Here is a 25,262-nt window from a genome sequence, read left to right as displayed (position 1 = left end):
TGCCGTGCCCGCCATGCTCAATCTCACGGTGCACGTGAAGCCCGGCAGCCGCAAGGGTCCGCTCGTGGTGGACGACCCGGAGAATACGCCGGAACACGCATCCGTTACGGTCTTTCTGCAGCAGCGAGCCGTGGAGGGCGCCGCGAACGACGCCCTCGTGGCTCTGCTGGCCAAGCATTTCAAGGTGGCTAAACGCGACGTGAGCATCATCCGCGGTCACACCTCGAAGATCAAACACCTGCGCATCGACCGCTCGTAATCAGGGTCGAACGACTCAGCTCACGCCGAGCAGGTCGATCACGAAGATCAGGGTCTGGCCGGACAGTCGGTGTCCGGAACCGGCCGGTCCGTAGGCGAGGTGCGGGGGTACAACGAGCTTGCGACGGCCGCCGACCTTCATGCCGGGAATACCTTCCTGCCAGCCGGCGATGAGTGAGCGCAGCGGAAAGTTGATCGACTGGCCGCGGTTCCAGGACGAGTCGAACTCGTCGCCGGACGCAAACTCGACGCCGAGGTAGTGCACATCGACGGTAGCGCCAGCGGTAGCCTCGGCACCGTCACCGACGACGACATCGGTGATCTCGAGTTGTTCGGGCGCAGCGCCCTCCGGGAAGTCAATTTCGGGCTTGGAATTCAAATCAGTCATACCCCCATCCAACCGGATCGGGCGGAGAAATGCACACCGGCGACCCACCTGGCAGGTCGAAAAAAATAATGCTTGCGCCGGACCGCTCGCGGGTGCACTCTTGGTGTACACCAACTCGTCGCATCGGGAGAGTCGTCGGCACCGCCACACCACCGAAGCGGCGAGTTTCTGTTGGTTCCGCGCCTACGATACCGCTGGTGCCGTACCCGGCCGCACCTGCCCCAGCACATCGGCCCGATGATTCATCAACCGTCCGAGCAGGCGAGCCTCGTGGGCGTGCAGCGCCGGCGTGCTCTGGCCACGCACCAGGCGGTCACGCACGAAGGCGAGGCGGGTCGCATCCGCTATGAACAGGCGCATGGCGATCTTCTTGGGTCGTTGCTGCCGTCGGCCCCAGGCGAGCGCTTGACGTCGGCCGGCGCCCGTGCCGAGCATCGAAACCTCCGCGGCGGTGAACCAGCCGGCCTGCGAATATTCGTGCAGCCGCCGCAGGGTGATGCGGGCTTCCTGCCGGCGGAGAAACACCACGACGAGAATGGCGACGATGAACAGCGGCACCTGTATGACCGCGTAGTAGATGAGCACGGAGGCATCACCGCTCAGCACAAAAGTGGAACCGTTCCACAGTGCGTGCAGCAGGATCGCGGGGATGAGGCCGAGCAGAATATAGCCGACCGCGCCGCCCTTGCTCGCGCTGCGCCGTGCGGCCAGCCCGAGGGCGAGCCCGGTACAGATCGTGAACGTGACGTGCGCGAACGGCGAGAAGACCCCGCGCAGCAAGAACGTGATGCCGAGGCCCTGCGCGTTGCCCTCGGTCATGGCCAGGCCGAAGTATTGAATGTTCTCGGAGAACGCAAAGCCGGCCGCAATCGTCGCGGCGTAGACGACGCCGTCGACCGGGCCGTCGAAGTGCCTCCGAACCGCCCAGAACAGCACGAGAATGCCGAATCCCTTGGCGACTTCCTCCACGATCGGGGCCTGAATGACAGCGGATGCGAAATCACTCCCGGTCAGTGCCCCCGAGCTGGCCGCGATCGTGATCTGAACGCCAAGGTCGAAGAGCAGTGCGGTGACGATGGAGATGCCGGCACCCCACAGCAGTGCGAAGATGAGGGCCGGCCGCGGCTCCGGATCCCAGCGGTCGATCCAGCGCACCGCGAGCAGCACGACAGTGAGCGGCAGAAGCGCCAGGATCAGCCCGACCAGCAGGGCGCCGGCACCGAGGAACGTGGTGAGGTACAAGAACACGGCGAGCAGGGCCAGCCCGGCGAGCACAATGCCGATCACGGCCAGTACGATCGGGCCGGCGCGAGACGGGCGTACCGGCTGGCTCCAAACCGGCTGCACCGGGGCCGGACTCTCCTGCACGGGCTGCTGCTGGGATGGCTGCTGCGGGGCTGGCTGCTGGCCCGGTGGCTGGTCGAGGCTCATTGTTCGAGAATACCTGCCCGGGCGGCCCAGCTCAGGCGGCAAACATGGTGCCGGGGTTCAGAAGACCGAGCGGGTCAAAGACCGCTTTGAGCTGGCGTTGCAGCTCGAGGCTCGTGTCGCCGATCTCATCGCGCAGCCAGCGACGTTTCAGCACGCCGACGCCGTGTTCGCCGGTGAGCGTGCCGCCGAGGGCGAGTGCGGCCTGGAACATCTCGTCGGCGGCGGCCCAGATCTCGTCGGGCACCGCCGCATCCGCTTCCCCGCCACGGGGAATGACGAAGTTCGGGTGCAGGTTGCCGTCACCGGCGTGGGCGACGGTGGGGATGGGGATGCCGGTGCGGGCGCTGATCTCGGCGATCGCGGCGAACATCTCGGCCATGCGCGAGCGCGGTACGGACACGTCCTCGATCAGCACCCGGCCGAACTGCTCCAGGGCTGGGTGCATGGCGCGGCGGATGGCCAGCAGGCGGTCGCCGGAGGCAGCATCCGTTGACAGGCTGGCTTCGCCTCCTGCCGCCCGCAGCACGGCAACGGCCTGTTCGGCTTCGGCGAGCGCCGCCGGACCGTCGGTCTGCACCAGCAGGAATGCGCCGCGACCGAGCGGCAGACCGGCCGAGCCCTCAGGCCCCAGGTAGGCGGCGACTAGACCGAGCGCGACCGGATCGATCAGTTCCATCACGGCGGGGCGGATGCGTGCGGCCGTGATCGCCGCGCTGGCTGCGGCCGCCGCCGTGACCGTGTCGAAAACCGCACCGATCGTGGCAACGGCGCCCGCCGTGAGCGCGCGCACCCGCACGGTCGCCTCGACGATGACGCCGAGGGTGCCCTCGGAGCCGGTGAGCAGCGCGGTGAGATCGTAACCGGTGACGCCCTTGACCGTGCGGTGCCCGGTGTGCAGCAGGCTGCCGTCGGCGAGTACGACGGTCAGACCGAGCACCGCCTCCCGCGTGACGCCGTACTTGGCGCAGAGCAAGCCGCCGGCGTTCGTGGCGATGTTGCCGCCGACGGTGGAGATGGCTTTGCTGGCCGGATCGGGGGCAAACCACAGGTCCTGCTTCGCGAGCTCGTCGTTGAGGTGCTGGTTGATCACTCCGGCCTCCACGACGGCGAGTTCGTCGTCGGCGTTGATTTCGAGGATGCGGGTGAGCCCGGCCACGCTCAGCACGATGGCACCGTCGGTGCCGCAGGCTCCGCCGGACAGTCCCGTTCCAGCGCCGCGGGTGACCACCGGCACCCGGCATTCGGTGGCGATGCGCAGCACGGCCTGCACGTGGGCGACCGTGGTGGCACGCACCAGGGCGAGGGGGGTACCGTCGGCGATCCAGCCGGATTTGTCGGTGCGGCTGGCCGCGAGGTCGAGTGGTGCAGTGCTGACGATGTCGCCAAGCTCGGACTGGAGGCGCAGCAGTGCGTTCATTCCCCCAGCCTATCGACGAGCACCCATGTCTGATTTCCGCTACCACCCCGCGCCCGATCGTGACAGGCTCGAGGTATGACGTCCTCCGCTTCAGCCGATCAGGTCTTCGCCGAGCGGTACCGCATAATGTGCTCGCGCGACACTCGTTTCGACGGCCAGTTCATCACCGGCGTGCACACGACCGGCATCTACTGCCGGCCGAGCTGCCCGGCCGCAACGCCCAAACCGGGCAATGTGTCCTTCTACCTCACCGCGGCGGCCGCCCATGAGGCCGGGCTGCGAGCCTGCAAACGGTGCCTGCCCGACGCCGTGCCCGGCTCACCGGCCTGGAATCTGCGGGACGACCTCGCCGCCCGCGCGATGCGACTGATTTCTGACGGCGTGCTCGAACGCGACGGCGTGCCGGGGCTCGCCGCCAGCCTCGGCTACACTCCCCGGCATCTGACTCGGGTGTTGGTCGCCGAGCTCGGTGCCGGTCCGCTCGCCCTCGCCCGCGCGCATCGTGCGCAGACCGCACGCCTGTTGTTGCTGGGCACCGACCTGAAGATTACGGATGTGGCGTTCGCCGCCGGCTTTGGCAGTGTGCGCCAGTTCAACGACACCGTCACGGCCATCTACGAACGCACCCCCACCGAGGTGCGAGCGACCCGGCGCCCACTACTGACGCACTCGGTCCCCGACGTCGATCCCGCCGAAACCAGGATCACCCTGCAGCTGCCGGCCCGAACGCCGTTCGACGGCACCGGGCTGCTGCGCTTTCTCGCAACCCGCGCCCTCCCGGGCGTCGAAACGGCCACCGCAACGAGCTACGCCCGCGCCGTGCGGCTACCGAACGGCACGGCCACCATCGACGTGACCCTGTCGGGAACGGATGCCGCCTCCGCGCTGGCCTGCAGCATCCGTCTGACCCAGCTCGCCGACCTGGCACCGCTGGTGAGCCGGGTGCGTCGACTGTTCGACCTCGATGCCGACGCACAGGCCATCGATCACCATCTGGCCGCGGACCCGGCGCTGGCCGGGTCGGTCGCCCGGGCCCCTGGCATCCGTGTACCGGGCAGTATGGACGCCGAGGAGACACTGTTCCGGGCGCTGATCGGGCAGCAGATTTCGGTCGCCGCGGCCCGCACCGCGTTGACCAGGCTGGCTGACACGCTTGGCGAACGCCTGCCCGGGGCCGAGTCTCGGCTGCTCTTTCCCACCGCGGCGCAGATCGCCGCCGGCGGCCGCGGCGTGCTGCGCGGGCCGGGCGCTCGCATCGAGACGATCCTGCGGGTCGCGGAGGCGCTGGCTTCGGGCGAATTGCAACTGTCAGCCGGGCAGACCCGCACCGAACTCGAAGCACGTCTGGTCGCGCTGCGGGGAATCGGACCGTGGACGGCCGGGTACGTGGCCATGCGCGTGCTCGGCAGTCCGGACATCCTGCTGACCAGCGACTTGGCACTGCGGCAGGGTGCCGGCCGACTCGGTCTGCCGGTTCAGCCCCGGGCTCTGGCCGCGCGCGGGGCTGACTGGGCGCCCTGGCGGAGTTACGCCGGAATGCACCTGTGGCGCGCTGCCGGTGCACCCGCTTTACCGCAGGGGGCCGTTACCTCCAAGCAGACCGACCGAGGGTTGGAGCACCTCACAGGGCAACCCGCAGGCTGAGCCGGTTAGCCTAAAGGAGTGAAATTTGCGCATTTGAGAGTTGACGGCTCCTCCGTTCCCCGATTGGCCGTGATCTTCGACGATGCGGCACTGTTTCTCGACGACGTCATGGACGACGCCCCCCGCGACCTGCAAGACCTGCTCGAACGCGGCGACGCCGGCTACGAGCGGGTGCGCGCGATCAGCCTCGACGCCGTCTCCAACGGTGCCGTGCTGACTCAGGTCGACGAACTGCGGCATTCCTCCGCGGTGCTGCGCCCGCCGCAGATCATCGCCATCGGCGCCAACTACGCCGCACACTCCTCCGAGCTGAGCCTGCGCCTCGAAACCGCCGCTACCGTGTTCTCGCTCTGGCCCAACTCGCTCACCGGGCACGGCTCAACCATCACCTGGCCGCGCGACCTCACCACACAGGTCGACTACGAGGCTGAACTCGGTGTGATCATCGGTCGCCCGGCCCGCAACGTGACGGTCGCCAACGCCCTCGACTACGTCTTCGGCTACACCGTCGTCAACGACATCACCGCGCGCGACCTGCAATTCTCCGAAGCGCAGTGGTCACGGTGCAAATCCTTCGACGGCTTCACCCCGACCGGACCGCTCGTCGTCACCGCCGATGAGATCGGTGACCCGCAGAACCTCTGGTTGACCACGCACGTCGACGGCCGCATCCTTCAGGACGCCTCGAGCGGCGACATGGTGCGCACCGTCGCGGAGATCATCTCCTACCTGTCCAAAACGTCAACCCTCATGCCGGGAACCCTGATCTCCACCGGCAGCCCGGGCGGCGCCGGATACAGCCGCAAACCCCCGATCTTTCTGCGCGACGGGTCCACGGTGACCATCTCGATCGACAAGATCGGCATGCTCACGACGCACTGCCGCGAAATCTAACAGCGCCGATATCTACCCGACGTGGCGATGATCGACGCTGCAACCAGCGGGGTGATGCCTCCGCCGACCAGGGCACCGAGGTTGTAGGCCATCCCGGCGCCGGTGTAGCGGTAACGGGTGGCGAACAGTTCGGGCAGGAACGCGCCGACCGGGCCGTAGATCCCGGCGACGATGAGCAGCGTGCCGGAGAGTCCGAGGCCGAAGGACCAGGCCGTTCCGATATCAAGGATGGAAAACAGCACGAGCGACCACGGCACCGCCACGATGCAGGACGCGACGATGACCGCCCGGCGACCGACCCGGTCAGAGAGGATAGCGCTCGCGATGGTGCCGACGGCGAAGACGAGGGCTCCGATGATGCCGAGAGTCAGGATGGTCGGCCGGCTGTGGGCGAGGCCCTCGGGGTTGGTGCCGTAGCTGGAGAGGAATGCGGTGCCGGTGTAGAAGAAGGCGAACAGCATCATGGTCGACGCTCCCCCGAGCAGAATCTGGCGGGGCTGCTTGCGCACGACTTCCCAAACCGGAAGTTTGCGGGCAACGGGCGCGGCACGCCTGGCATCCGTTGCGGCCTTGAACACGGGCGTCTCTTCGATCTTGAGCCGGATGTAGAGGCCGATGTAGAGGCCGATGATCACGAGTACCGCGCTCAGAATGAACGGGATACGCCAGCCGTAGCTGAGGAACGCGTCGGAGACGTCACCGAGGGTGAGGTTGATGATCAGAAAGGTCATGCTGGCCAGGGCGAATCCGATGGACGGGCCGAGTTGCGGAAATGCGGCGTACAGCCCGCGACGCTTCGGCGGTGCGTACTCGGCGGCTAATAATGCCGCTCCGGGCCACTCGCCGCCGACTGCGAAGCCCTGCAGAAACCGCAGCAGCACGAGAATGATCGGGGCGGCGAGCCCGATCACGCTGGCGCTCGGCAGCAAACCGATCGTGACGGTCGCGAAACCCATAATGAGAAGGGTACTGACCAGGGTCTTCTTGCGCCCGAGCCGGTCTCCGAAATGCCCGAACAGAATGGCGCCGAGCGGGCGCGATACGAACGCAACGGCGAACGTTCCGAACGAGGCGAGCGTGCCGGCCCCGGTGCCGAGCTCCGGGAAGAACACCTGCGGAAACACCAGTGCGGCGGCCGTGCCGTAGATGAGAAAGTCGTAGAACTCGATGATGCTGCCCATGGAACTGGCGACGGCCACCCTGGCCATCGAGGTGCGGCGCGGCGTCGGCCGAGCCTGCCGGATTGCGGTGCTTTCGAGCATGCGATATCTCCCTTGACATCGTGAGTCACAACGCTGTTGTCGTGGCGAATGTCAGCGTGGCAGCGGGTGCCGGCGGCCACCACCTCCTCCCGGGGGGAGGTGGTGGGGGCAGAAGCCGGAAGGCGCGGGCGATTCGCACGGCCTGGTCATGGTGGTGGGTGATGCGGTGCGAGTCGAAATAGTCAGCGACGCCGAACGGCCGGGACTGGTGCAGGGCCCGCCCGCCGACGCCCTCACCCGGCTGCACGTTGAGATTCTTCAGCCCCTGCGTCGTGGTGCCGACGAACTCGGTGATGACGAGTTCGCCATGGTTGACCAGCCCGGCGAAGATCACCGCAATGCCGGTTTGGGCAGCAAGCTGCCTGATCGCGCCCTTGAGCAGGTCGCGATCGCTCGGGCGGTAAACGTCGTCGTTTGCTGCGTGCATGATTCCCGGCTTACGAATCGGATCGGTTACCGGGTGCTAGCAGGTGCCTCGGTTCAGCCGATCAGCGCTTCCACCGGGCCGCGCACGAAGAACAGCACGAAACCGACCGCGACGACCCAGAGCAGCGGGCTGATCTCGCGGCCCTTGCCGGAAAGGCTGCGCACGAGCACCCAGCTGATGAACCCGGCCCCGATGCCGTTGGCGATCGAGTAGGTCAGCGGCATCACGATGATGGTCAGAAAGATCGGCAGCGTGCTGGAGAACTCGGTGAAGTCCAGGTGACGAATCTGCGAGACCATGAGCGCCCCGACGATGACGAGAGCGGCGGCAGCCACTTCGAGCGGCACGATCTGGGTCAACGGCGTGAAGAACATGGCGGCCAAAAAGAGGATGCCGGTGATCACGTTGGCCGCGCCGGTGCGAGCACCCTCGCCGATTCCGGCACCGGATTCGATGAAGACGGTGTTCGAGGAGGCGCTCGTGGCGCCGCCGGCGACGGCGCCGATGCCCTCCACGATCAGGGCGGACTTCAGCCGGGGAAACTTGCCGTCCTGGTCGGCGAGGCCGGCCTCACTGGCCAGGCCGGTCATCGTGCCCATGGCGTCGAAGAAGTTCGTGAACACGAGGGTGAAGACGAGCATCACTGCGGCGAGCATGCCGATGCGTTCGAACGCGCCGAAGGACACCTGGCCGATCAGGCCGAGGTCGGGCAGCGCCACGACGCTCGTCGGCAGCACGGGGGCGTTCAGGTTCCAGCCGGCCGGGTTCGTACCGAGCGAGGGGCCGACCTTGAAGATGGCCTCGAGGATCACGGCAATGGCGGTGGTGGCGACGATGCCGATCAACAGCGCTGCCTTGACCTTGCGGGCCAGGAGCACGCCGATGATGATGAGCCCAATCACGAAGACCGCGGTCGGCAGGGTAGCGATCGAGCCGGCGTCGCCGAGCTGAACGGGCGGTGAGTTCGCGCCGCTGGCCCGCACGAAGCCGGAGTCGACCAGTCCGATGAACGCGATGAACAGGCCGATGCCGACCGTGATGGCGATCTTCAGCGGACGAGGGATGGCATTGAAGATGAGTTCACGCAGGCCGGTCGAGGCCAGCAGCACGATGATGAGGCCGTTGATGACGACCAAGCCCATCGCTTCGGCCCAGGTGACCTGGCCAACGACGCTCACAGCGAGGAACGAGTTGATGCCGAGCCCGGCAGCGAAACCGTAGGGCAGTCGGGCGATGAGGCCGAACAGAATGGTCATGACGCCGGCGGTCAGGGCGGTGACGGCGGCAACCTGCTCGTTGGGCAACCAGCCGCCTTCCACGTCGACGGCGGCCTGGTCGGCGCTGAAACCGCCGAGAATCAGCGGGTTCAAAATGACGATGTAGGCCATCGTGACGAAGGTCACGACGCCGCCGCGAAATTCCCGCGACCAGGTGGAGCCGCGGCTGGTGATCTCGAAGTAGGAGTCGACCCGGGCCTTCAGGCCACGTGCTGCCGGTTGCGGCGAGGCCGCAGTGGTGGGTGTTTCAGTGCTCGAAATGGTGTGCTCCCAGTGCCGTGGCCTTTAACGCAAGGTTCCAGTCTACGACCGGGCCAGCCGGGTCAGCTCAAACGTGCGGCACGAACCGTCCCCAGGCCAGTCGTCGTTCCTTGTGCGGATCGGATTCGACGTGGTCTGTTTGGTCGATGATGAGCGTTTCCCGGGTGCTTTCGTCGTAGCGCGGCCAGGCCGCCGATGGCACCCCGCCGGCGACGAAACCCAGCCACCAGCCCTGCATCCTCGTGGCAATGTCCAGAAAAGTGCGGCGCCCGCCGAGCGCCGTCATGCCGCGGCCGAACCAGCCGTCGAGCCGGTCGAACAACGGAAACAGTTCGAGGCCGTGGGTCGCGTCGAGGCCCATCAGACGCAGCAGCCGCGGCGCGGCGTCGAACCGGTAGAAGTACACCGGCGCATAGCGCGAGTGTCGTTCTGCGACCTTCACGCTCGGATACCAGAACGAATAGTCGCCGCCGAAATCGAGCGCCGCCCGCAACGCGGGAATACCCGGGTACTGCGCCTTGAGGGCCTTTTTCGCCTTCTTCTTGGTTTTCTTGAATATCGCGCGGATCCGCGCCGGGGTCGTCGCCAGAATGTCGATCCGGCCGCTGAACAGTGATCCCTCCCGCGCGTTGGTGCCGATGATCAGCGGGATGCGCGCGGCCCGGCCGTCCCGAAAGGCATCGAGCGGTCGCTCGGGCAGAAAATGGCCGTCAATGACGGGGCAGAGCGGGATCGTGCCCGGGTCTTGGTCGGGAGTGCGCACGGTCAGCGCTGTCGTCGCTGCGGCCAGTTGCGCGGGGTCGGCCGCGAGGAGCAGTCGGGCGGCATCCGCGTCGCTGTACGGGCCGTCGGTCAGGCTGTCGACGAATTCGCCGGCCCAGCGCGCGGTGAGATCGCTCGGGTAGACCGCGTTCGGCGGCGCACTCTGCGCGATCGCCCGGTGGAACAGTCCGGCCGCGCCCGGCACGGTCATCAGCGTGGTGACCGCGTTGCCGCCGGCCGACTCGCCGAACAGGGTGACGGCATCCGGGTCGCCGCCGAAGGCGTGAATGTTCTCGTGCACCCATTGCAGGGCGGCGACCTGGTCTCGTAATCCCAGGTTGCTCTCAAACGGATGCTCCGTCGTGGCATACCGGGAGAAGTCCAGGTACCCGAGGGCCCCGAGCCGGTAGTTGATGCTGACGTAAACGATGCCGCCCCGTCGCACCAGGCCCTCCCCCTGCCGCGGAACCTCACGGCTGGAGCCGACGCTGTAAGCGCCGCCGTGGATGAACACCATCACCGGCCGCAGTGCGTCCTGGAGCTGCGCGCTGGGGCGCATCCGCTCGTCTGGCGCGATCACGTTGAGGTTGAGGCAGTCTTCGCCCTGCGGAATGCGCGGGTGAGCGCCGCGAAACTGGCCCTTGTGACTCTGCGGGGCGATCGGGCCCCACTCGCTCGCGTCGCGCACGCCGTGCCAGGCCGGAGCCGGCTGCGGCGCACGAAATCGTCGCTCACCCACCGGAGCCGCCGCATAGGGGATACCGCGCCAGGCCAGCACACCGCGCTCGCGCACCCCACGGAGCAGTCCGTTGGCCACTCGCACCTCCAGCCCCGTCTCGGTGGTGGGATCAGCGAGTTGGCTCATGCGCCCGAGTCTATTCCGCCGTGCTGTGAGGACCGTGCCGTGAGGACCGGTTGTCGGCTGCGACTACGCTCGACTGTGATCAGGCAACAGGACTGATCACGCAGCATAAAGAAACGAGAACCGCAATGGCACTGCCCTGGACCCTGCACGGCGACGGAAAAACAGTCGGGGCACAGGAGGTCGTAGGTCCGGGCGAACGCCTGAGCTGGCCGCTGACCATCGGCATCGGCTCGCAGCACGTCGTGGCCATGTTCGGTGCGACCTTTCTGGTGCCGCTGCTCACCGACTTTCCGCCGAGCACCACACTGCTGTTCTCCGGTATAGGAACCCTCCTGTTTTTGCTGATCACCGGCAACAAACTGCCCAGCTACCTCGGCTCGTCGTTCGCGTTCATCGCACCGATCACCGCGGCAACCGCCTCGGCCGGCATGGGCAGCGCCCTGTTCGGCATCATGGCCGTCGGGGTACTCCTAGCCCTGGTCGGCGTGATCGTTCAGCTCACCGGCACCGGGTGGATCGACCGGCTCATGCCGCCGATCGTGTCGGGCGCCATCGTCGCGCTAATCGGATTCAACCTCGCCCCGGTGGCTAAGGCCAACTTCGACAAGGCACCGCTCACCGCTCTGATCACCCTTGTCGCGGTGATTCTGTGCACGGTGCTGTTTCGCGGCATCCTCGGTCGACTGTCGATCTTTCTCGGCGTGGTCGTTGGCTACGTCGCGGCCGTCTTCTTCGGCGAGGTCGACTTCAGCCGCGTCGCCGACGCCGCCTGGATCGGGCTGCCGCCGTTCACCGCCCCGGCCAACCCGTTTGAGAACCCGGCCGCAGTCTTCGGGGTGCTGCCCGCTTTTATCCCCGTCGTCCTCGTGCTGATCGCCGAGAACGTTGGCCACATCAAGGGCGTCGCCCAGATGACGGATGCGAAGGTGAACCGGCTCACCGGACGGGCCCTGCTCGCCGACGGCCTCGCCACCATGCTGGCCGGTTTCGGCGGCGGCAGCGGAACTACGACCTACGGCGAGAACATCGGCGTCATGGCGGCCACCCGCATCTACTCCACGGCGGCCTACTGGGTGGCCGGCATCGTCGCGATTCTGCTCGGCCTCTCCCCCAAGGTCGGGGCGATCATCTTCACCATCCCCGACGGGGTGCTCGGCGGTGTCACCACTGCGCTCTACGGGCTGATCGGTGTCATCGGCGTCAAGATCTGGCTTGACAACAAGGTCGACTTCTCCAAGCCGGTTAACCAGTTCACGGCCGCGACCGCGCTGATCATAGGCATCGCCGACTTCACCCTGAACGCGGGCACCCTGAGCTTCAACGGCATCGCCCTCGGCACCGTGGCGGCCATCACGATCTACCACCTGATGACCCGGCTCGGCCGCCTGCGCCAAACCACCTGACCCACCCTCACACGGACGGGGCCCAGGCCCCGTCCGTGGGCCCAGTTTATAAACTGGGCCCGGGCCCCGTCCGTGGAGGCAGGCTATCGGTGCAGGGCGGGCACGATCAGGTAGACGCCGTAGAGCACGGCGATGCCGCACAGCACGAAACAGGCATAGCCGGCGTAAAGCGCCAAGCGTTTCAGCCCGGGCGCGAGCGGGTTGGCCGCGGCGGCCTTGCGCGCTCGTTTGACCTGTTTCGCGGCCTTCTTCGGGCTCAGCACGGTGATCGCGCCGGTGAATTCGTGCGGCTCCACCAGCGGGATGCGACCGGCCGTGGTAAGCAGGCGCAGGCCCAGCGAGTAGAGGCTCACGAGCAGAGCGGCCGAGAACAGTGACGCGGCCGAGACGATGAGAAAGGCGCTCCAGTCGATCACAGCGATACCTTCTTGCGGTCGCCGCGGCCACGCCGCGTGGGCCGGCGCGGCGTCTTCTTGATGTTGACCACCCGTCCCGCATCATCGATGTCGTTGAGCAGGGTGTGGTGCGAGACCCGGTTGCGACGCGACCAGCGGAACAGGGCCATGATGACGATCGTTCCGATCACCATGTCGAGCACGATGCCGATCGGCCCGAGCAGGGCGAGTCCGGCGGCGAATGCGCCCATGATGGCCGAAGCCGGCAGGGTCATGACCCAGCCGAGAGCGATGCGGCCGGCCATCCCCCAGCGGATGGTCGACCCGCGGCGGCCCAGGCCGGAGCCGATCACCGAGCCGGAGGCAACCTGGGTGGTGGAGAGGGCGAATCCGAGATGGCTGGAGGCGAGGATCGTGGCCGCGGTGCTGGTTTCGGCGGCGAAACCCTGGGCCGGCTTGATCTCGGTCAGGCCGGTGCCCATGGTGCGGATGATGCGCCAGCCGCCGGTGTAGGTGCCGACGGCAATGGCGAGGGCGCAGGCGGCGATGACCCAGAAGGTGGGCCCGCTGCCGACTGCCTGAAACCCGCCGGCGATGAGGGTGAGGGTGATCACTCCCATGGTCTTCTGGGCATCGTTGGTGCCGTGGGCCAGCGCGACGAGCGAGGAGGAGAAGATCTGCGCGTAACGGAACCCGCCGCGGCCGTCTGGCTTGCCGACGTCGCGCCGGGTGATCGTGTAGGCCAGGCGGGTGGCGACGAGCGCCACGCCTCCCGCGATCAGCGGCGCGATCAGCGCGGGCAGGATCACCTTGGCGGCCACGACGTTGTAGTCAACGGCCTGGGTACCGACGCCGATGATCGTGGCGCCGATCAGCCCACCGAACAGGGCGTGGCTCGAGCTGGACGGCAGGCCCATCAGCCAGGTGACCAGGTTCCACACGATCGCGCCGATCAGGCCCGCGAAGATGAGTTCGGGGGTGATCAGTACCCCGCCGTCCCCCTCCTTGATAATGCCGCCAGACACTGTGCGGGCAACCTCGGTCGAGAGAAAAGCACCGACCAGGTTGAGAATGGCGGCGACGCCAACGGCGACCTTGGGCTTCATCGCGCCGGTCGCGATCGGGGTGGCCATGGCATTGGCCGTGTCGTGAAAACCGTTGGTGAAGTCGAAGATGAGTGCCAGCGCAATGACCAGCACGATGATGAGGCTGAATTCAGGCACGAGACACCACGCTTTCCAAGTCGGCTCCGAAGGTGAACGTGGCGCGCACCGGCACTCCGTCGAGCACCCCGGGCAGCCAATGCCGGGCGTCGTCCCACATCTCATCGACCGGCAGGCTCGCCACCTCGAACCAGACGGGGTTCAGCTCGTTCGATTCCCGCGGCGTTCCGGACCAGTCGTCGCAGACGAACACGGTCGATTCCTGGCTCCACTCCTGGCGGTGCGGAAACAGGTAGGTGAGATACCCCAGTTCCGTCAAAGCGGATGCCGCCACCACCAGCCCGGATTCCTCTTCGATTTCGCGCACGGCAGCATCCACTGCACTTTCGCCGATTTCGAGCTTGCCGCCGAGGCCGACGATGTTGCCTACGCCGAGGCCTTTCTTCTTGCGGCCCAGCAGTACCTGCCGGTTGCCTTCGGGAGATAGTCGAGTGAGGTAGCACACGCATACCTGGGGCAAAGTCATTGCTTCATCTTAACGCGCACGCGGTGCATTCGGATGCGGCTCGGATAAGCTTGCAGAATGAACTTTGTACCCGCTACCGGAACCATCACCATGTTCACCACCGATTGGTGCGGCTACTGCAAACGATTGAAGAAACAGCTCGACACCGCCGGTATCGGCTACACCGAGGTGAATATCGAGCAGGTTGACGGCACACCCGAACTCGTGATGAGCCTGAACAACGGCAACCAGACCGTGCCGACCATTCTGTACCCCGACGGATCGGCCGCGACCAATCCCTCGCTGGCCCAGGTGCAGGCCAAACTCGCCTGAGCAGCCCGCCGGGCCCAGCTCGGCACCTCGCGGCACTCGTTTGAGAAGCTGGCACTGGTTTGAACGCGTGCCACGAGCTCAAACGCGTGCCACGAGCGCACTCTTCTAGCCGAAGAGTACGGCAGCCTCGTCGTAGCGGGCCGGTGAGACCCGCTTGAGGCCGATCGTGGCCGATGCGATGCTCACGACGTCGATCTCGGTGCCGCGCAGCGACACCATGGAGCCCCACTGGGAGTTGTGGATCGCGTCGACCGCCGCCATACCCAGGCGGGTGGCGAGCACCCGGTCGTAGGCCGACGGTGCGCCGCCGCGCTGGGTGTGGCCGAGCACCGTGGCCCGGCTTTCGATGCCGGTGCGTTCTTCGATCAACGGGGCGATGATCTCGCTGATTCCGCCCAGACGAGGCCGATGAAAGGCGTCGAGGCCCTTGGTGGAGTGCGCCTTCTCCATGCCGGAGAGCAGAAAACCCTCCGAGACGACGATGACCGGGGCCCGACCGCGGTCGCGAACGTGCTCGACCCAGTCGCAGATCTGCTCGATCGACTTGGGCTGCTCAGGAATGAGGATGGCGTGGGCGCCGCCGGCCATGCCGGAGTGCAGCGCAATCCAGCCGACGTGGCGTCCCATGACCTCGACGACCATGCAGCGCCCGTGCGATTCGGCGGTCGTACGCAGCCGGTCGATGGCTTCGGTGGCGATTTCGACGGCGGTGTTGAAGCCGAACGAGTAGTCGGTCGCCTCGAGATCATTGTCGATGGTTTTCGGCACGCCGACAATGTTGAGTCCGGCCTCGGTGAGGCGGTGCGCTGCGGTCAGCGTGCCCTCCCCGCCGATCGCGATCACGGCGTCGATGCCGTTGGCGTCGAGGGTGCGCTGGATATTCTCCGGGCCGCCGTGCTCGCCCTCGAACGGGTTGGTGCGGGAACTGCCCAAAATGGTGCCGCCCTGGCGAGACAGGCCGCGCACGCTGTGACGATCGAGTTCCATGAACTCGCTCTGCACGAGTCCGCGCCAGCCATTGCGGATTCCGACGAACTCGAAATCATGCGTGCGCACCCCCTTGAGCACGGCGCCGCGAATGACCGCGTTCAGTCCGGGGCAGTCGCCGCCGCTGGTGAGAATACCGATCTTCATGCGGGTTACAGCTTTCCGTCGAGGGCCTGGGTGAGCAGGAAGATAAGCGCACTTGCCTGCACCGATTCGGTGGCCGAAAACTCTGCCTGAGACCCATCGAGGGCGCGGGCGGCCAGACCCTCTTTGCTGCCGATCAGGTCGGCGATACGCGCATCGATGGTGTGCGCGGCGATGATGCGCCACGCGGTGACCGGCTCGTCCTGGCCGATGCGGTGCACCCGGTCGATGGCCTGGGTCTGCTCGGCAGCGGTCCAGCTGAGTTCGGCGAGCACCACGTTGGACGCGGCCTGCAGGTTCACGCCGACACCGGCCGCGGTGAGCGAACACACCGCGATCGCGACGTCGGGATCGTTGTTGAACGAGTCGATCGCGGCCTGGCGGGCCAGGGCACTCTGGTCGCCGCGCAGCGAAACCGTTTTCAGGTCGCGCTTGGCGAAGATCTCCTCCGCGGTGTCCATGACGTCGATGTGCTTGGCGAAGAACACCACCTTGCCGACCGAGCGGGCGAGTTGCGCAGCGTAATCGGCTGCGAGCCCGGCCTTGGCCTGACCGATCTTGCGCACCATCGTGAAGACGTTTTCGCCAGTGGTCTGGCCCTTGGAATCTTCGAGCTCGGCGTGGGCGACGGAGCGAATATAGGCATCCCGCTGGTCTTCGTCGGGAACAGCTGGACCGCCGGAACCGGCATGGCGGGCAGCCACGAGCGCCTGGTAGCGGGTGACCAGACGGGCACCCAGCTCACGTTCGGCTTGACGAATGGATCGGCCGAGGTCATCGTCGAGTTCCACCGGCAGGTCGGCGATGCGCTTGGCCGGCAGGTCGGCGGCGACGTCGACCTTGCGGCGACGCACGATGCCCATATCAATGACAGCGGCGCGGGCTTCCTTGTAGAACCCCATGTCGGCGGGAGTCAGCCCGGTCTCTTCGAGGCGTTTCAGAAGGGCGGGGGCCGGCTTGTCGCCGTCGATCCAGCCGAGGAACTGCCAGATGGCACGAAAATCATCGACGTCGTTGATGAGAGGGGTGCCGGTGAGCGCCATCAGCAGCGGGTTGCCGCCCGGAGTGCGGCGGCGGATCTGGTCGGCGAGCGACAGCACGTGTTTGGACCGCTGCGAGGACAAATTCTTGATGAAGTGCGCCTCATCGACGACCATGCCCTTGAACCCGAGCGTGCCGAGCCAGGCCAGGTGGCGGTCGAGCACGTCGTAATTCACCACGACCACGTCGGCGAACGCGTCGAGGGTGTCTCCGTCGCCGTGGATGACGGTGGCCCGCCGGTTCGGCGTCCACAGCTCAACTTCGCGGGCCCAGTTCATCTTGACCACGTTCGGCACGATGGCCAGCAACGGGTAGGCGTTGGCAACGGATGCCGCCAGCAGGCTTTGCGCGGTTTTGCCGAGGCCAGGCTCGTCGGCGAGCAGGTAGCTGCGGTGGCCGAGGCGGGCGCTCTCGATGAAACGTGCCTGGTGCCGCATGAGCTCCATGCCGCCCGGGGAGAGCCGGTCGAGGCGGGGGGCTTCCGGCATGTCCATGCTGGCCGCCTGGCCGCCTGAACCGTACTCGAAAGATTTGAACAGGGGGCCGAGCAGTTCCCAGTTGGCGAGTCGACGCGGGTGCACGATCGGCTGGGCCGCTGCGCTGAAGTCGGGGGCCAGGAACGGGTTAGCCAGCTGCCGGGCTTTCACCGACTGCGGGATGACCTGGTTCTGCAGCACGACCGGTGCGGCCTCGGGCTCACGGGTGATGATGAGTTCGTCGGGGCTGAGCTCGGCACCGGATTCGAGCAGCCAATCGCGCCGAAACCGCTGGGCGACGGTGGAGACGCCCGCATCGGGTTCGAGCAGGGTTATCAGGCTCGTGTCACGGGCGGCCGTCTTGGCCAGAATCTGGGCGATCCCATCGAGGCGTTTGAGCAGCTCTGCTCGGTTCGCGTCGGAGAGCTCTTTGTCGCCTTTGACCCGGGCGCGTTCCTCTCGCATCAGCAGGGCGATGACCTGGTATTTCGTGCGGTTGGTCGGCCCGAGCTTGGTACCGGACTGCGCCTTCGCTTCGACCTCGCGCACCTTGCGGGCGAGAATCGGAATGATCGGCGCATCATCGTCGCGGGAACGCGGGTGAGCCCGATTGCGGGTGGACCCACTACGACCGAGGTTGTTCCGGCTGCTCGAGGCATCGGTGCGGGTATAAGCCATTGTTCTCCACTTCGAAGCAGCACGGTACGGGTACCGGCTGTACCTATCCGAGCGTGCCGGTCACGGCATTCTGGTGTTACCGAAACGCGCAGTGCGCGCACACCGTTTCTCCGGCGTGCAGAAACAGGTGGTACACGAAACACAGCACGGGCCCTGATCATGACGCCGGACCCAAGGTCAAGCGGATGCTGTCGCAACGGTGGTGCAGATATGACAGGTACTGCCACCGAATGCGAGAGCCAGTAGAGATCTGATCGAGTTCTCTCAACGCGATAGTAGTCTACGCCCGACGTTCAATCCTTGCGAATTGGCACTTTGGTGCGCAGACCGACGACGATGAAAACGATCGCCGCGATGAACTGAGCCGAGACCCAGCCCTGACCGCTGAGGTCGATGATCACGACCGGGTTCCACAGGATAGCCATCGGAACGAGACCGATCAGCCAGTACCAGGACCGGGCCTGAATCACGAAGACGCAGATGATGAGCGCCAGAATACTGACCGCGTAGCGAATGATGATGAAACTCTCGCCGTCCAGAAGCGCGAGTCCGGCGAGCAGAACGATGGCGCCCAGCAGGCCAGGCGCGAGAGCCGAGCGAGTGAACGTCGGTGCGGCTGGAGTGCCCATCAGACTCCTCCCCCGCCCCCGCCGCCGCCTCCGCCGCCCGAGAAACCGCCGCCGCCTCCACCGGAGCTCGATGAGCTCGTGGCGCTGCCCGACCAGGACGCCGTCGTGGCGGCCTGGAAGGAGCTGATCGCACCCGCGAAGTACGCCGCCTGGAAGATTCCGGACCCGTAATACCAGTCGGGCTGGGTGTTGCTCTCGGCGTAGTACTGGCTCAGCACGCCGGACCAGTCCTTCTCCTGCCCGAACAGTACGGCCAAGGGCAGCACGCGTTCGTAGAGTTTCACGATCTGTACGGCGGGGGCATCCGCTGTCGCGGTGGCAAGGCCGAGATTTGGCCGACCGTTTTCCGGCCGATAGACGGAACGCACGGCTCCCTCCGGACTCTGCAACACTCGCAGCCGATCGGCTTCGGCGAGACCTATATACAACTTGACGCCCTTCAGATAGTCACGCAGTTCCGCACCACTTTCAGTGAGCGTTCTAAAATTGGCGACCAACGCGATCGTGGCAACGGCAGCCACGACGCCCAGCGCGATGATCAGCAGGGGCCAGAACCCGCCCACCACCGTGATGACGGCGCCCAGGCCGGCCACGACGGCGACACCACCGCTGACCACGGCAATCCCCATGAGCACACTGCGCAGGGCGACGTTTTTCTGTTCCCGCAAACCCAAACGCAGAGATTCCGCGTGGCTCGCCGTGCGTTCCTTCGCCAGCGCCTTGCTCAACGAAATGCTCTTCTTCTTCAGGTCACGTTGGTCGCCGGGCTGCAGTCCGGGAAAGAGCTTGCCGAGAATGCGGCTCTCGGTCTCGTCGACGCCGTCGGCGTGCACGAATTCGAGCAGAAAGTGACTCTTCTTGTCGCCGGTCTCGAGAATACGCACGTTGCCACGCACCGCGAAGCTGATGAACTGGGCCGCCATCGCCTTGCTCGAGGCACCGACGATGTCTCCGGAGGTGAGCAGGTTCACCCCTCGCGGCGGAAGATACTCGGCGATGATGGTGAATCGACCGCGCGCGTCACGCAATCGGGTGGCGCGTAACAGTGCGGCCAACAGGGCCGTCAGCAACGCCACGATGGCGGCGGCCAGCCCAATGCTGGGGAAGGCGTTGGCGGTGAAGGAATCATCGCGCGGCACAAAGGTACCCGGCTGAAACTCGACATCGATGGTCAGGTTCTCCTGCGGCCCGAGCTCGCGGGTAACCGCGGAGACGGTGGGTTCAGTGTCGGACCCGGTGAAACGGATGCTGTCACAGGGCAACTGAGAATCATCCCGCCCCTGAAAACACCGCAGCTTGCCGCTCAACCGGTCGACGAGCTCCGGATCGAACCGCACCGTTGCGGTGACCAGGCCGAACGGCTGGTCCCATCCGGTGCCGTTTACGTCCCAGTAGAACTCTTCGGTTTCGGCGTTGTCGGGATACAGCGTGACGTTGGATTGCGCGTACGTGATCACGTAGGTCTCTGCACCGTGCACGAATTCGTCGGCGGCACTCGTCACCACGAGAAACTCTTCATCGCGGTCTTCGCTGGTGGTCTCGGTGCCAAACGGTCGGGGCGTGCCGTTCTCGTCGGTGACGCTCTCGATCACGATGTCGGTGGGACGCCCCCGGTAGTGCGTGGGGATGGCGCGCTGAATGCCGTGGTTTTGGTCGATCTCTGGGAAGCGGGCCACGATGGTCTCGACGGTTGTCAGCGTTGACCGGCCGTCAGCGTCCAGGCCAAGGTCGTATTGGGCGTCGAAGGAGTCAAAGCTGAAGTCGTTGACGCCTGCGCCCACCAGGCTGAGCGGAGCGGTGGCGGCCTGCGCTGGCGGCGTCGGGGCGAGCACGGCTCCCCCGATGACCAGACCCCCGCTAATCAGCGCACCGAGAGTGAGGACGAGTGCGGGGCGAACCGATCTGAGCATGAGTCCACTCTACCGAGCGTGCCAAGCAGGCAGCCGTGCGCTCGTCCCTGGCGGTTCAGGCGTGCTGGATGGGAATCGATGTCGTCGACGGCGGGCGTTCGAACAGCATCTCCAGCCCCGGCTTCAGTTCGGCGAGCCAGGCCGCGTACCCGGCCGGATTCAGGTGCAGGCGGTCGATACCGAGTGCCGGGTCGAGCTCGCCGTCCGGCAGGGCGAGAGCTGGCCAGAGGTCAAGGTATTGCACGTGCTGGGTGGGTGCATACTGCCACACGTGCCGGTTTATTGAGCGGATGGTCTCGGCAAAGTCCCGGTCACGCGGTAAAACGGACTGCACCATTATGCGGGTCTCTGGCAGGGCTCGACGGAGGGTGTGCAGGATGGTCTCGACGTTGCGCACGACGTATTCGTCGGACTTGCGCCAGCCGAGATCGTTGGTACCGACCCCGATCACGATGGCGTCCGGCCGCAACTCAATCACCCGATCAATCTGCGCGATCACCTCATCAGTGGTGTTTCCACTGGCGGCCAAATTGTGCACATCGTGCTCGGGAAACCACTCGTCCCACAGACCGCTCGCGACAAGGCCGTCGCCCAGAAAGGCGAGAGAAACTGACATAGTGGCCTCCTACTCGTAACCATCATGCCCCGAACCAGGCCGAGCCGCCAGAATTCTCAGAGTATACTCACGTTCTACTGGAACCTCAGTTATCCTCAGAGCGAGATACTGCGCCGAGCGGATGCGGCACCTCGGTTTTCGGCTCCACCGCCGCCGTGGCCGTGATGCGGGTGGCCATGCCCTCGAAAATGATGCCGTGGAACGGCAGAATCGCCGCCCAGTACAGCCTCCCGCCGAGGCCGCGGGGAAAGAACACCGCGCGCTGGCGGTAAAGGGAGCCGCCGGCATCCGTTGGTGTCACGCTCATTTCGAGCCAGGCCCGGCCTGGGACGCGCATTTCGGCGCGCAGGCGCAGAAAGCTTCCGTGGTCGATCTGCTCGACCCGCCAGAAATCGAGCACCTCACCGTTGTGCAGGTGGTCGGGGTTGCGGCGGCCGCGGCGAAGACCGACCCCGCCGACGGCCTTGTCCATGAGACCGCGAACGGCCCAGGCCAGCGGAAAGGAGTACCAGCCGTTTTCGCCGCCGATGCTCTCGATGACCCGCCACAGTGCTGCGGGGTCGGCCGGGGTGGTCTTCTCGCGCAGGTCGGTGTAAACGGAGTGGCCGGCCCAGTCCGGGTCGCTCGGAAGCGGGTTGCTCGACGCACCCTCGATCGAGGAGTTGCGCCAGCTGGTCTCCACGTCGCCGTCTCGCATGCGGCCGAGGGCCAGACGCACGGCGCGACGATAGCCGGTGAGGCCGCCCTCCGGCTGCGGAATGAACTCGTCGATATCACTCTCGTGCACGACGCAGTCGTATTGCAGCGAGGCGATGATGGGGATGGCGAGGTTGCGTGGAATCGGCGTGACCAGGTTCACCCACTGCGAGGCGAGCCACGGGGTGAGTACCGGCAGAGCCGCGATGGCCCGCTGCTTGAGGCCGGCTTCGAGGGCGTAACCGTTCATCATCTGGCCGTACCGCAAGACGTCCGGACCGCCGATGTCGAAGGTGCGGTTCACCTCGGGCGGCAGGTCGGCCGCGGCCTGCAGGTAATAGAGCACGTCACGCACGGCGATCGGCTGGATCTTGTTGCGCACCCATTTGGGCGCGGGCATGTAGGGCAGCACGTCGGTCAGGTGGCGGATCATCTCGAACGAGGTGGAACCTGAGCCGATCACGACGCCGGCCTGGAACGCGATGGTGGGCACGCCACTGTCGATCAGGATGCGGCCGACTTCCATCCGGGAGCGCAGGTGGGCCGACAACGTCTGCGTGTCGGGGTGCAGCCCGCCGAGGTAAACGATCCGCCCGACGTGGGCGGCGAAGGCCGCCCGGGCGACGTTCTCCGCCGCCGTGTGCTCGGTTTTCTCGAAGTCGCCGGCCGCACCCATCGAATGCACGAGATAGAACAGCACGTCGATATCGACGCACGCGCGCTCAACCGACGCCAGGTCGCCGAGGTCTCCCTCGACTACCTCGACCTGATCGGCCCAGGGCACATCGCGCAGTTTCGACGGCGTGCGCACGAGCACCCGCACGGTGAAACCGGCGTCGAGAAGTTTGGGAACGAGACGTCCACCGATGTAGCCCGTCGCGCCGGTGACGAGTGCTCTGCGTAAGGTCATGCGCCGCAGCCTATCGCGGCCTGGGACACCCGTTGCACGGTCACAGCGGATGCCCGGGCGGCGGCCAGCGGATACCCGGGCGACAGGCTAGAGGATAGCCTTGGTGTGCCAGACCGTTTTGACTTCGGTGAAGGCGAGGATGCGGGACAGGGCGGGGGCTGCGGCATCCGCTCCCGACTCGGGTGGGAGTACCCGCTTGAGCGTGTCGGCGGCGCTGATCTGCAGCTCCACCCAGTCGAGGTCGCCGGCACCGACGAGGTCGAGCGCGTTGACGTCGGCGTGGCTGGCCAGCCACGGCGCAATTTCGGCCGGCGAACCGGTGATGATGTTGACGACTCCGCCGGGCACATCGCTCGTGGCGAGCACCTCGCCGAGACTGATCCCCGACAGCGGTGCGAGTTCGTTGGCGACGACGACGACGGTGTTACCGGCCACGAGGGCCGGTGCGATGGCGCTGACCAGTCCGAGCAGCGATTCGCCGCCCTGCGGGGCGATGATCGCGACGACGCCGGTCGGTTCGGGCACCGACAGGTTGAAGAACGGACCGGAGACCGGGTTGGCGTTGCCAGCGACCTGCACGTACTTGTCAGCCCAGCCGGCGTACCAGACCCAGCGATCGATGGCCTCGTCGATTTGGGCACTCGCTGCGGCGGCGTTGACGCCCTCGCAGCTCTCGATCTCGTCGATGAACTGCGCCCGGCGGCCCTCGAGCAGTTCGGCGATGCGATACAGCACCTGGCCACGGTTGTAGGCCGTGGCACCGGCCCAGCCACCGAGGGCGCTGCGGGCGGCAACCACGGCGTCGCGGGCATCCTTGCGGCTCCCCTTCGCGGCGTTGGCGAGAAAGTCGCCTTTGTGCGAGAGCACCTCGTAGACGCGGCCGGATTCGCTGCGCGGAAACTTGCCGCCGATGTAGAGCTTGTATGTCTTGGGAATGGCGAGGCGGTTCACTTGGTGGCCTTCTCTGCGGATGCGGACTTCTTGCTGGCGGATGCGGACTTCTTGCTGACCGGAGCGTGCTCCGCGGCCGGGATCGACCGCGAGCCGGTGCGTACGGCGGGCTTGAGGTACGCAGCGAGGCCGTGGCGGCCGCCTTCGCGGCCGTAGCCGCTCTCCTTGTAGCCACCGAACGGGCTGGACGGGTCGAATTGGTTGAAGGTGTTCGCCCAGATCACGCCGGCGCGCAGCTTGTCGGCGACGGCGAGGATGCGGCTGCCCTTGTCGCTCCAGATTCCGGCGGAGAGACCGTACGGGGTATTGTTCGCCTTGGCAATTGCTTCGGCCGGGGTGCGGAAGGTCAGCACGGAGAGCACCGGGCCGAAGATCTCGTCGCGCGCGATGCGGTGGCTGGTGGACACATTGGTGAAGATGGTCGGCGCGAACCAGAAACCGTTCTCGGGAATGACGCAGTCGGTACTCCAGCGTTCGGCGCCTTCCTGCTGGCCGAGATCGGACAGTTCGCGAATACGGGCGAGCTGTTCTGCACTGTTGATGGCACCGATGTCGGTGTTCTTGTCGAGCGGGTCGCCCAGGCGCAATGTCTGCATGCGGCGCTTGAGCCGCTCGATGACGTCGTCGTGGATGCTTTCCTGCACGAGCAGGCGGCTGCCGGCGCAGCAGACGTGACCCTGGTTGAAGAAGATGCCGCGCACGATGCCCTCGACAGCCTGGTCGATCGGGGCGTCGTCGAAGACGATGTTGGCGCCCTTGCCGCCGAGCTCGAGGCTGAGCTTTTTGTCGGTTCCGGCGACGGAGCGGGCGATGGCCCGACCGACCGAGGTCGAACCGGTGAAGGCGACCTTGTTGACGCCTGGGTGGTTGACCAGGATCTGCCCGGTGCTTCCGTCACCCGTGATGATGTTCACGACGCCGGCGGGCAGGTCGGCCTGCTGCAGAATCTCCGCGAACAGCAGCGCGGTGAGCGAGGTGGTTTCGGCGGGCTTGAGCACGACCGTGTTCCCGGCGGCAAGGGCAGGGGCGATCTTCCAGGCGAGCATCATGAGCGGAAAGTTCCACGGGATGACCTGCGCGGCGACGCCGAGCGAGGCCGGGTTCGGACCGACTCCGGCGTGGTCGAGCTTGTCGGCCCAGCCGGCGTAGTAGAAGAACCAGGCGGCGACCAGGGGAATGTCGACGTCGCGGGTTTCCTTGATCGGTTTGCCGTTGTCGAGGGTCTCAGCGACGGCGAGTTCGCGGGCGCGTTCCTGCACCAGGCGGGCGATGCGAAACAGGTACTTGCCCCGGTCGCTGCCGGAGAGGCGGGACCAGACGCCATCGTAGGCGTGACGGGCGGCCGCGACTGCGGCGTCGACATCCGCTTCGTTGGCGGTGGCGATCATGGCGATCTGCTGCTCGGTAGCCGGGTTGATGGTTTGGAACGGGGTTCCGCGACCGGCCGTGAAATCGCCGTTGATGAAGAGGCCGTAGTCGCTTTTGAGGTTCAGCAGGGCCTGCGACTCTGGGGCCGGGGCGTAGTCAAGAAATTTCATG

Annotated in this window: 23 protein-coding genes; 5 read left to right on the top strand and 18 right to left on the bottom strand. The window is 66.3% G+C overall.

The window, feature by feature from the left end:
* The first annotated feature begins 13 nt into the window (after positions 1-13).
* Entirely contained in the window at positions 14-259 is a 246-nt protein-coding gene (locus E3T29_RS00320; RefSeq protein ID WP_134343686.1) for a DUF167 domain-containing protein, read from the top strand.
* 15 nt (positions 260-274) lie between these two features.
* On the opposite strand, the gene E3T29_RS00315 is transcribed toward E3T29_RS00320, so the two are convergent.
* The 3 genes from E3T29_RS00315 to E3T29_RS00305 all read right to left on the bottom strand — a co-directional run bounded on the left by E3T29_RS00315 (position 275) and on the right by E3T29_RS00305 (position 3,494).
* Entirely contained in the window at positions 275-646 is a 372-nt protein-coding gene (locus tag E3T29_RS00315) for an FKBP-type peptidyl-prolyl cis-trans isomerase (protein ID WP_104197031.1), read from the bottom strand.
* A 183-nt stretch (positions 647-829) separates the two neighbouring features.
* A complete protein-coding gene (locus E3T29_RS00310) occupies positions 830-2,077 on the bottom strand; it encodes a PrsW family intramembrane metalloprotease (protein ID WP_134343612.1) in 1,248 nt (415 codons plus the stop codon).
* Positions 2,078-2,108: 31 nt separating this feature from the next.
* Positions 2,109-3,494: an FAD-binding oxidoreductase gene (locus tag E3T29_RS00305; RefSeq protein ID WP_104129998.1), complete on the bottom strand. Its 1,386-nt coding sequence runs from the start codon at positions 3,492-3,494 to the stop codon at positions 2,109-2,111.
* Between the two features lie 75 nt (positions 3,495-3,569).
* Between E3T29_RS00305 and E3T29_RS00300 the strand changes: the two genes are divergently transcribed.
* Entirely contained in the window at positions 3,570-5,138 is a 1,569-nt protein-coding gene (locus E3T29_RS00300; RefSeq protein ID WP_134343611.1) for a DNA-3-methyladenine glycosylase 2, read from the top strand.
* An 18-nt stretch (positions 5,139-5,156) separates the two neighbouring features.
* Positions 5,157-6,032: a fumarylacetoacetate hydrolase family protein gene (locus E3T29_RS00295; RefSeq protein WP_166789992.1), complete on the top strand. Its 876-nt coding sequence runs from the start codon at positions 5,157-5,159 to the stop codon at positions 6,030-6,032.
* On the opposite strand, the gene E3T29_RS00290 is transcribed toward E3T29_RS00295, so the two are convergent.
* The 4 genes from E3T29_RS00290 to E3T29_RS00275 form a co-directional block, all read right to left on the bottom strand.
* Positions 6,029-7,294, bottom strand: a complete 1,266-nt coding sequence (locus E3T29_RS00290) for an MFS transporter (protein WP_134343610.1) — start codon at positions 7,292-7,294, stop codon at positions 6,029-6,031. The two genes, E3T29_RS00295 and E3T29_RS00290, sit on opposite strands and share 4 nt — an antisense overlap.
* 25 nt (positions 7,295-7,319) lie before the next feature.
* Entirely contained in the window at positions 7,320-7,721 is a 402-nt protein-coding gene (locus E3T29_RS00285) for a hypothetical protein (protein WP_134343609.1), read from the bottom strand.
* Positions 7,722-7,774: 53 nt separating this feature from the next.
* Complete coding sequence (locus tag E3T29_RS00280; protein ID WP_370449082.1) at positions 7,775-9,202, bottom strand: NCS2 family permease; 1,428 nt, start codon at positions 9,200-9,202, stop codon at positions 7,775-7,777.
* Positions 9,203-9,326: 124 nt separating this feature from the next.
* Positions 9,327-10,886 (bottom strand): carboxylesterase/lipase family protein, encoded by a 1,560-nt coding sequence (locus E3T29_RS00275; RefSeq protein ID WP_134343607.1) that lies wholly within the window; start codon positions 10,884-10,886, stop codon positions 9,327-9,329.
* A 125-nt stretch (positions 10,887-11,011) separates the two neighbouring features.
* Here E3T29_RS00275 and E3T29_RS00270 point away from each other — a divergent pair, with 125 nt between their 5' ends.
* Entirely contained in the window at positions 11,012-12,289 is a 1,278-nt protein-coding gene (locus E3T29_RS00270; RefSeq protein ID WP_134343606.1) for a uracil-xanthine permease family protein, read from the top strand.
* A gap of 83 nt (positions 12,290-12,372) precedes the next feature.
* On the opposite strand, the gene E3T29_RS00265 is transcribed toward E3T29_RS00270, so the two are convergent.
* From E3T29_RS00265 to E3T29_RS00255, 3 genes are read right to left on the bottom strand one after another with little or no spacing between them, the layout of a single operon-like run.
* A complete protein-coding gene (locus E3T29_RS00265; protein WP_092340960.1) occupies positions 12,373-12,705 on the bottom strand; it encodes a peptidase in 333 nt (110 codons plus the stop codon).
* Positions 12,702-13,907, bottom strand: a complete 1,206-nt coding sequence (locus tag E3T29_RS00260; RefSeq protein WP_233197330.1) for an inorganic phosphate transporter — start codon at positions 13,905-13,907, stop codon at positions 12,702-12,704. The genes E3T29_RS00265 and E3T29_RS00260 overlap by 4 nt, the downstream gene beginning before the upstream one ends.
* On the bottom strand, positions 13,900-14,373 hold the full coding sequence (locus E3T29_RS00255) for an 8-oxo-dGTP diphosphatase (RefSeq protein WP_134343605.1): 474 nt from the start codon (positions 14,371-14,373) through the stop codon (positions 13,900-13,902). The genes E3T29_RS00260 and E3T29_RS00255 overlap by 8 nt, the downstream gene beginning before the upstream one ends.
* A gap of 57 nt (positions 14,374-14,430) precedes the next feature.
* Between E3T29_RS00255 and E3T29_RS00250 the strand changes: the two genes are divergently transcribed.
* Complete coding sequence (locus E3T29_RS00250) at positions 14,431-14,685, top strand: mycoredoxin (RefSeq protein ID WP_134343604.1); 255 nt, start codon at positions 14,431-14,433, stop codon at positions 14,683-14,685.
* Between the two features lie 105 nt (positions 14,686-14,790).
* Here the strand turns inward: E3T29_RS00250 and E3T29_RS00245 are convergent, their stop codons facing one another.
* From E3T29_RS00245 to E3T29_RS00210, 8 genes are all read right to left on the bottom strand, one after another.
* Positions 14,791-15,819: a 6-phosphofructokinase gene (locus E3T29_RS00245; protein WP_092340956.1), complete on the bottom strand. Its 1,029-nt coding sequence runs from the start codon at positions 15,817-15,819 to the stop codon at positions 14,791-14,793.
* A gap of 5 nt (positions 15,820-15,824) precedes the next feature.
* A complete protein-coding gene (locus E3T29_RS00240) occupies positions 15,825-18,011 on the bottom strand; it encodes a DEAD/DEAH box helicase (RefSeq protein WP_134343603.1) in 2,187 nt (728 codons plus the stop codon).
* Positions 18,012-18,304: 293 nt separating this feature from the next.
* A complete protein-coding gene (locus E3T29_RS00235; protein ID WP_241987563.1) occupies positions 18,305-18,640 on the bottom strand; it encodes a DUF6804 family protein in 336 nt (111 codons plus the stop codon).
* Positions 18,640-20,550, bottom strand: a complete 1,911-nt coding sequence (locus E3T29_RS19490; RefSeq protein ID WP_166792295.1) for a DUF2207 domain-containing protein — start codon at positions 20,548-20,550, stop codon at positions 18,640-18,642. The genes E3T29_RS00235 and E3T29_RS19490 overlap by 1 nt, the downstream gene beginning before the upstream one ends.
* Positions 20,551-20,605: 55 nt before the next feature.
* Complete coding sequence (locus E3T29_RS00225) at positions 20,606-21,166, bottom strand: GDSL-type esterase/lipase family protein (protein ID WP_104088789.1); 561 nt, start codon at positions 21,164-21,166, stop codon at positions 20,606-20,608.
* An 85-nt stretch (positions 21,167-21,251) separates the two neighbouring features.
* On the bottom strand, positions 21,252-22,772 hold the full coding sequence (locus tag E3T29_RS00220) for an SDR family oxidoreductase (RefSeq protein WP_134343601.1): 1,521 nt from the start codon (positions 22,770-22,772) through the stop codon (positions 21,252-21,254).
* Positions 22,773-22,859: 87 nt separating this feature from the next.
* The gene (locus E3T29_RS00215) at positions 22,860-23,723 is read right to left on the bottom strand and encodes an aldehyde dehydrogenase (RefSeq protein WP_134343600.1); all 864 of its coding nucleotides are present in this window, start codon (positions 23,721-23,723) and stop codon (positions 22,860-22,862) included.
* On the bottom strand, positions 23,720-25,261 hold the full coding sequence (locus E3T29_RS00210) for an aldehyde dehydrogenase family protein (protein WP_134343599.1): 1,542 nt from the start codon (positions 25,259-25,261) through the stop codon (positions 23,720-23,722). Before E3T29_RS00210 ends, E3T29_RS00215 begins: the two co-directional genes overlap by 4 nt.
* Between the last annotated feature and the right edge of the window lies 1 nt (position 25,262).

The sequence above is a fragment of the Cryobacterium sp. TMT1-66-1 genome, from assembly GCF_004403435.1.
GTDB classification, from domain to species: Bacteria; Actinomycetota; Actinomycetes; order Actinomycetales; family Microbacteriaceae; genus Cryobacterium; species Cryobacterium flavum.
This window is presented reverse-complemented; position numbering and strand designations above follow the sequence as displayed.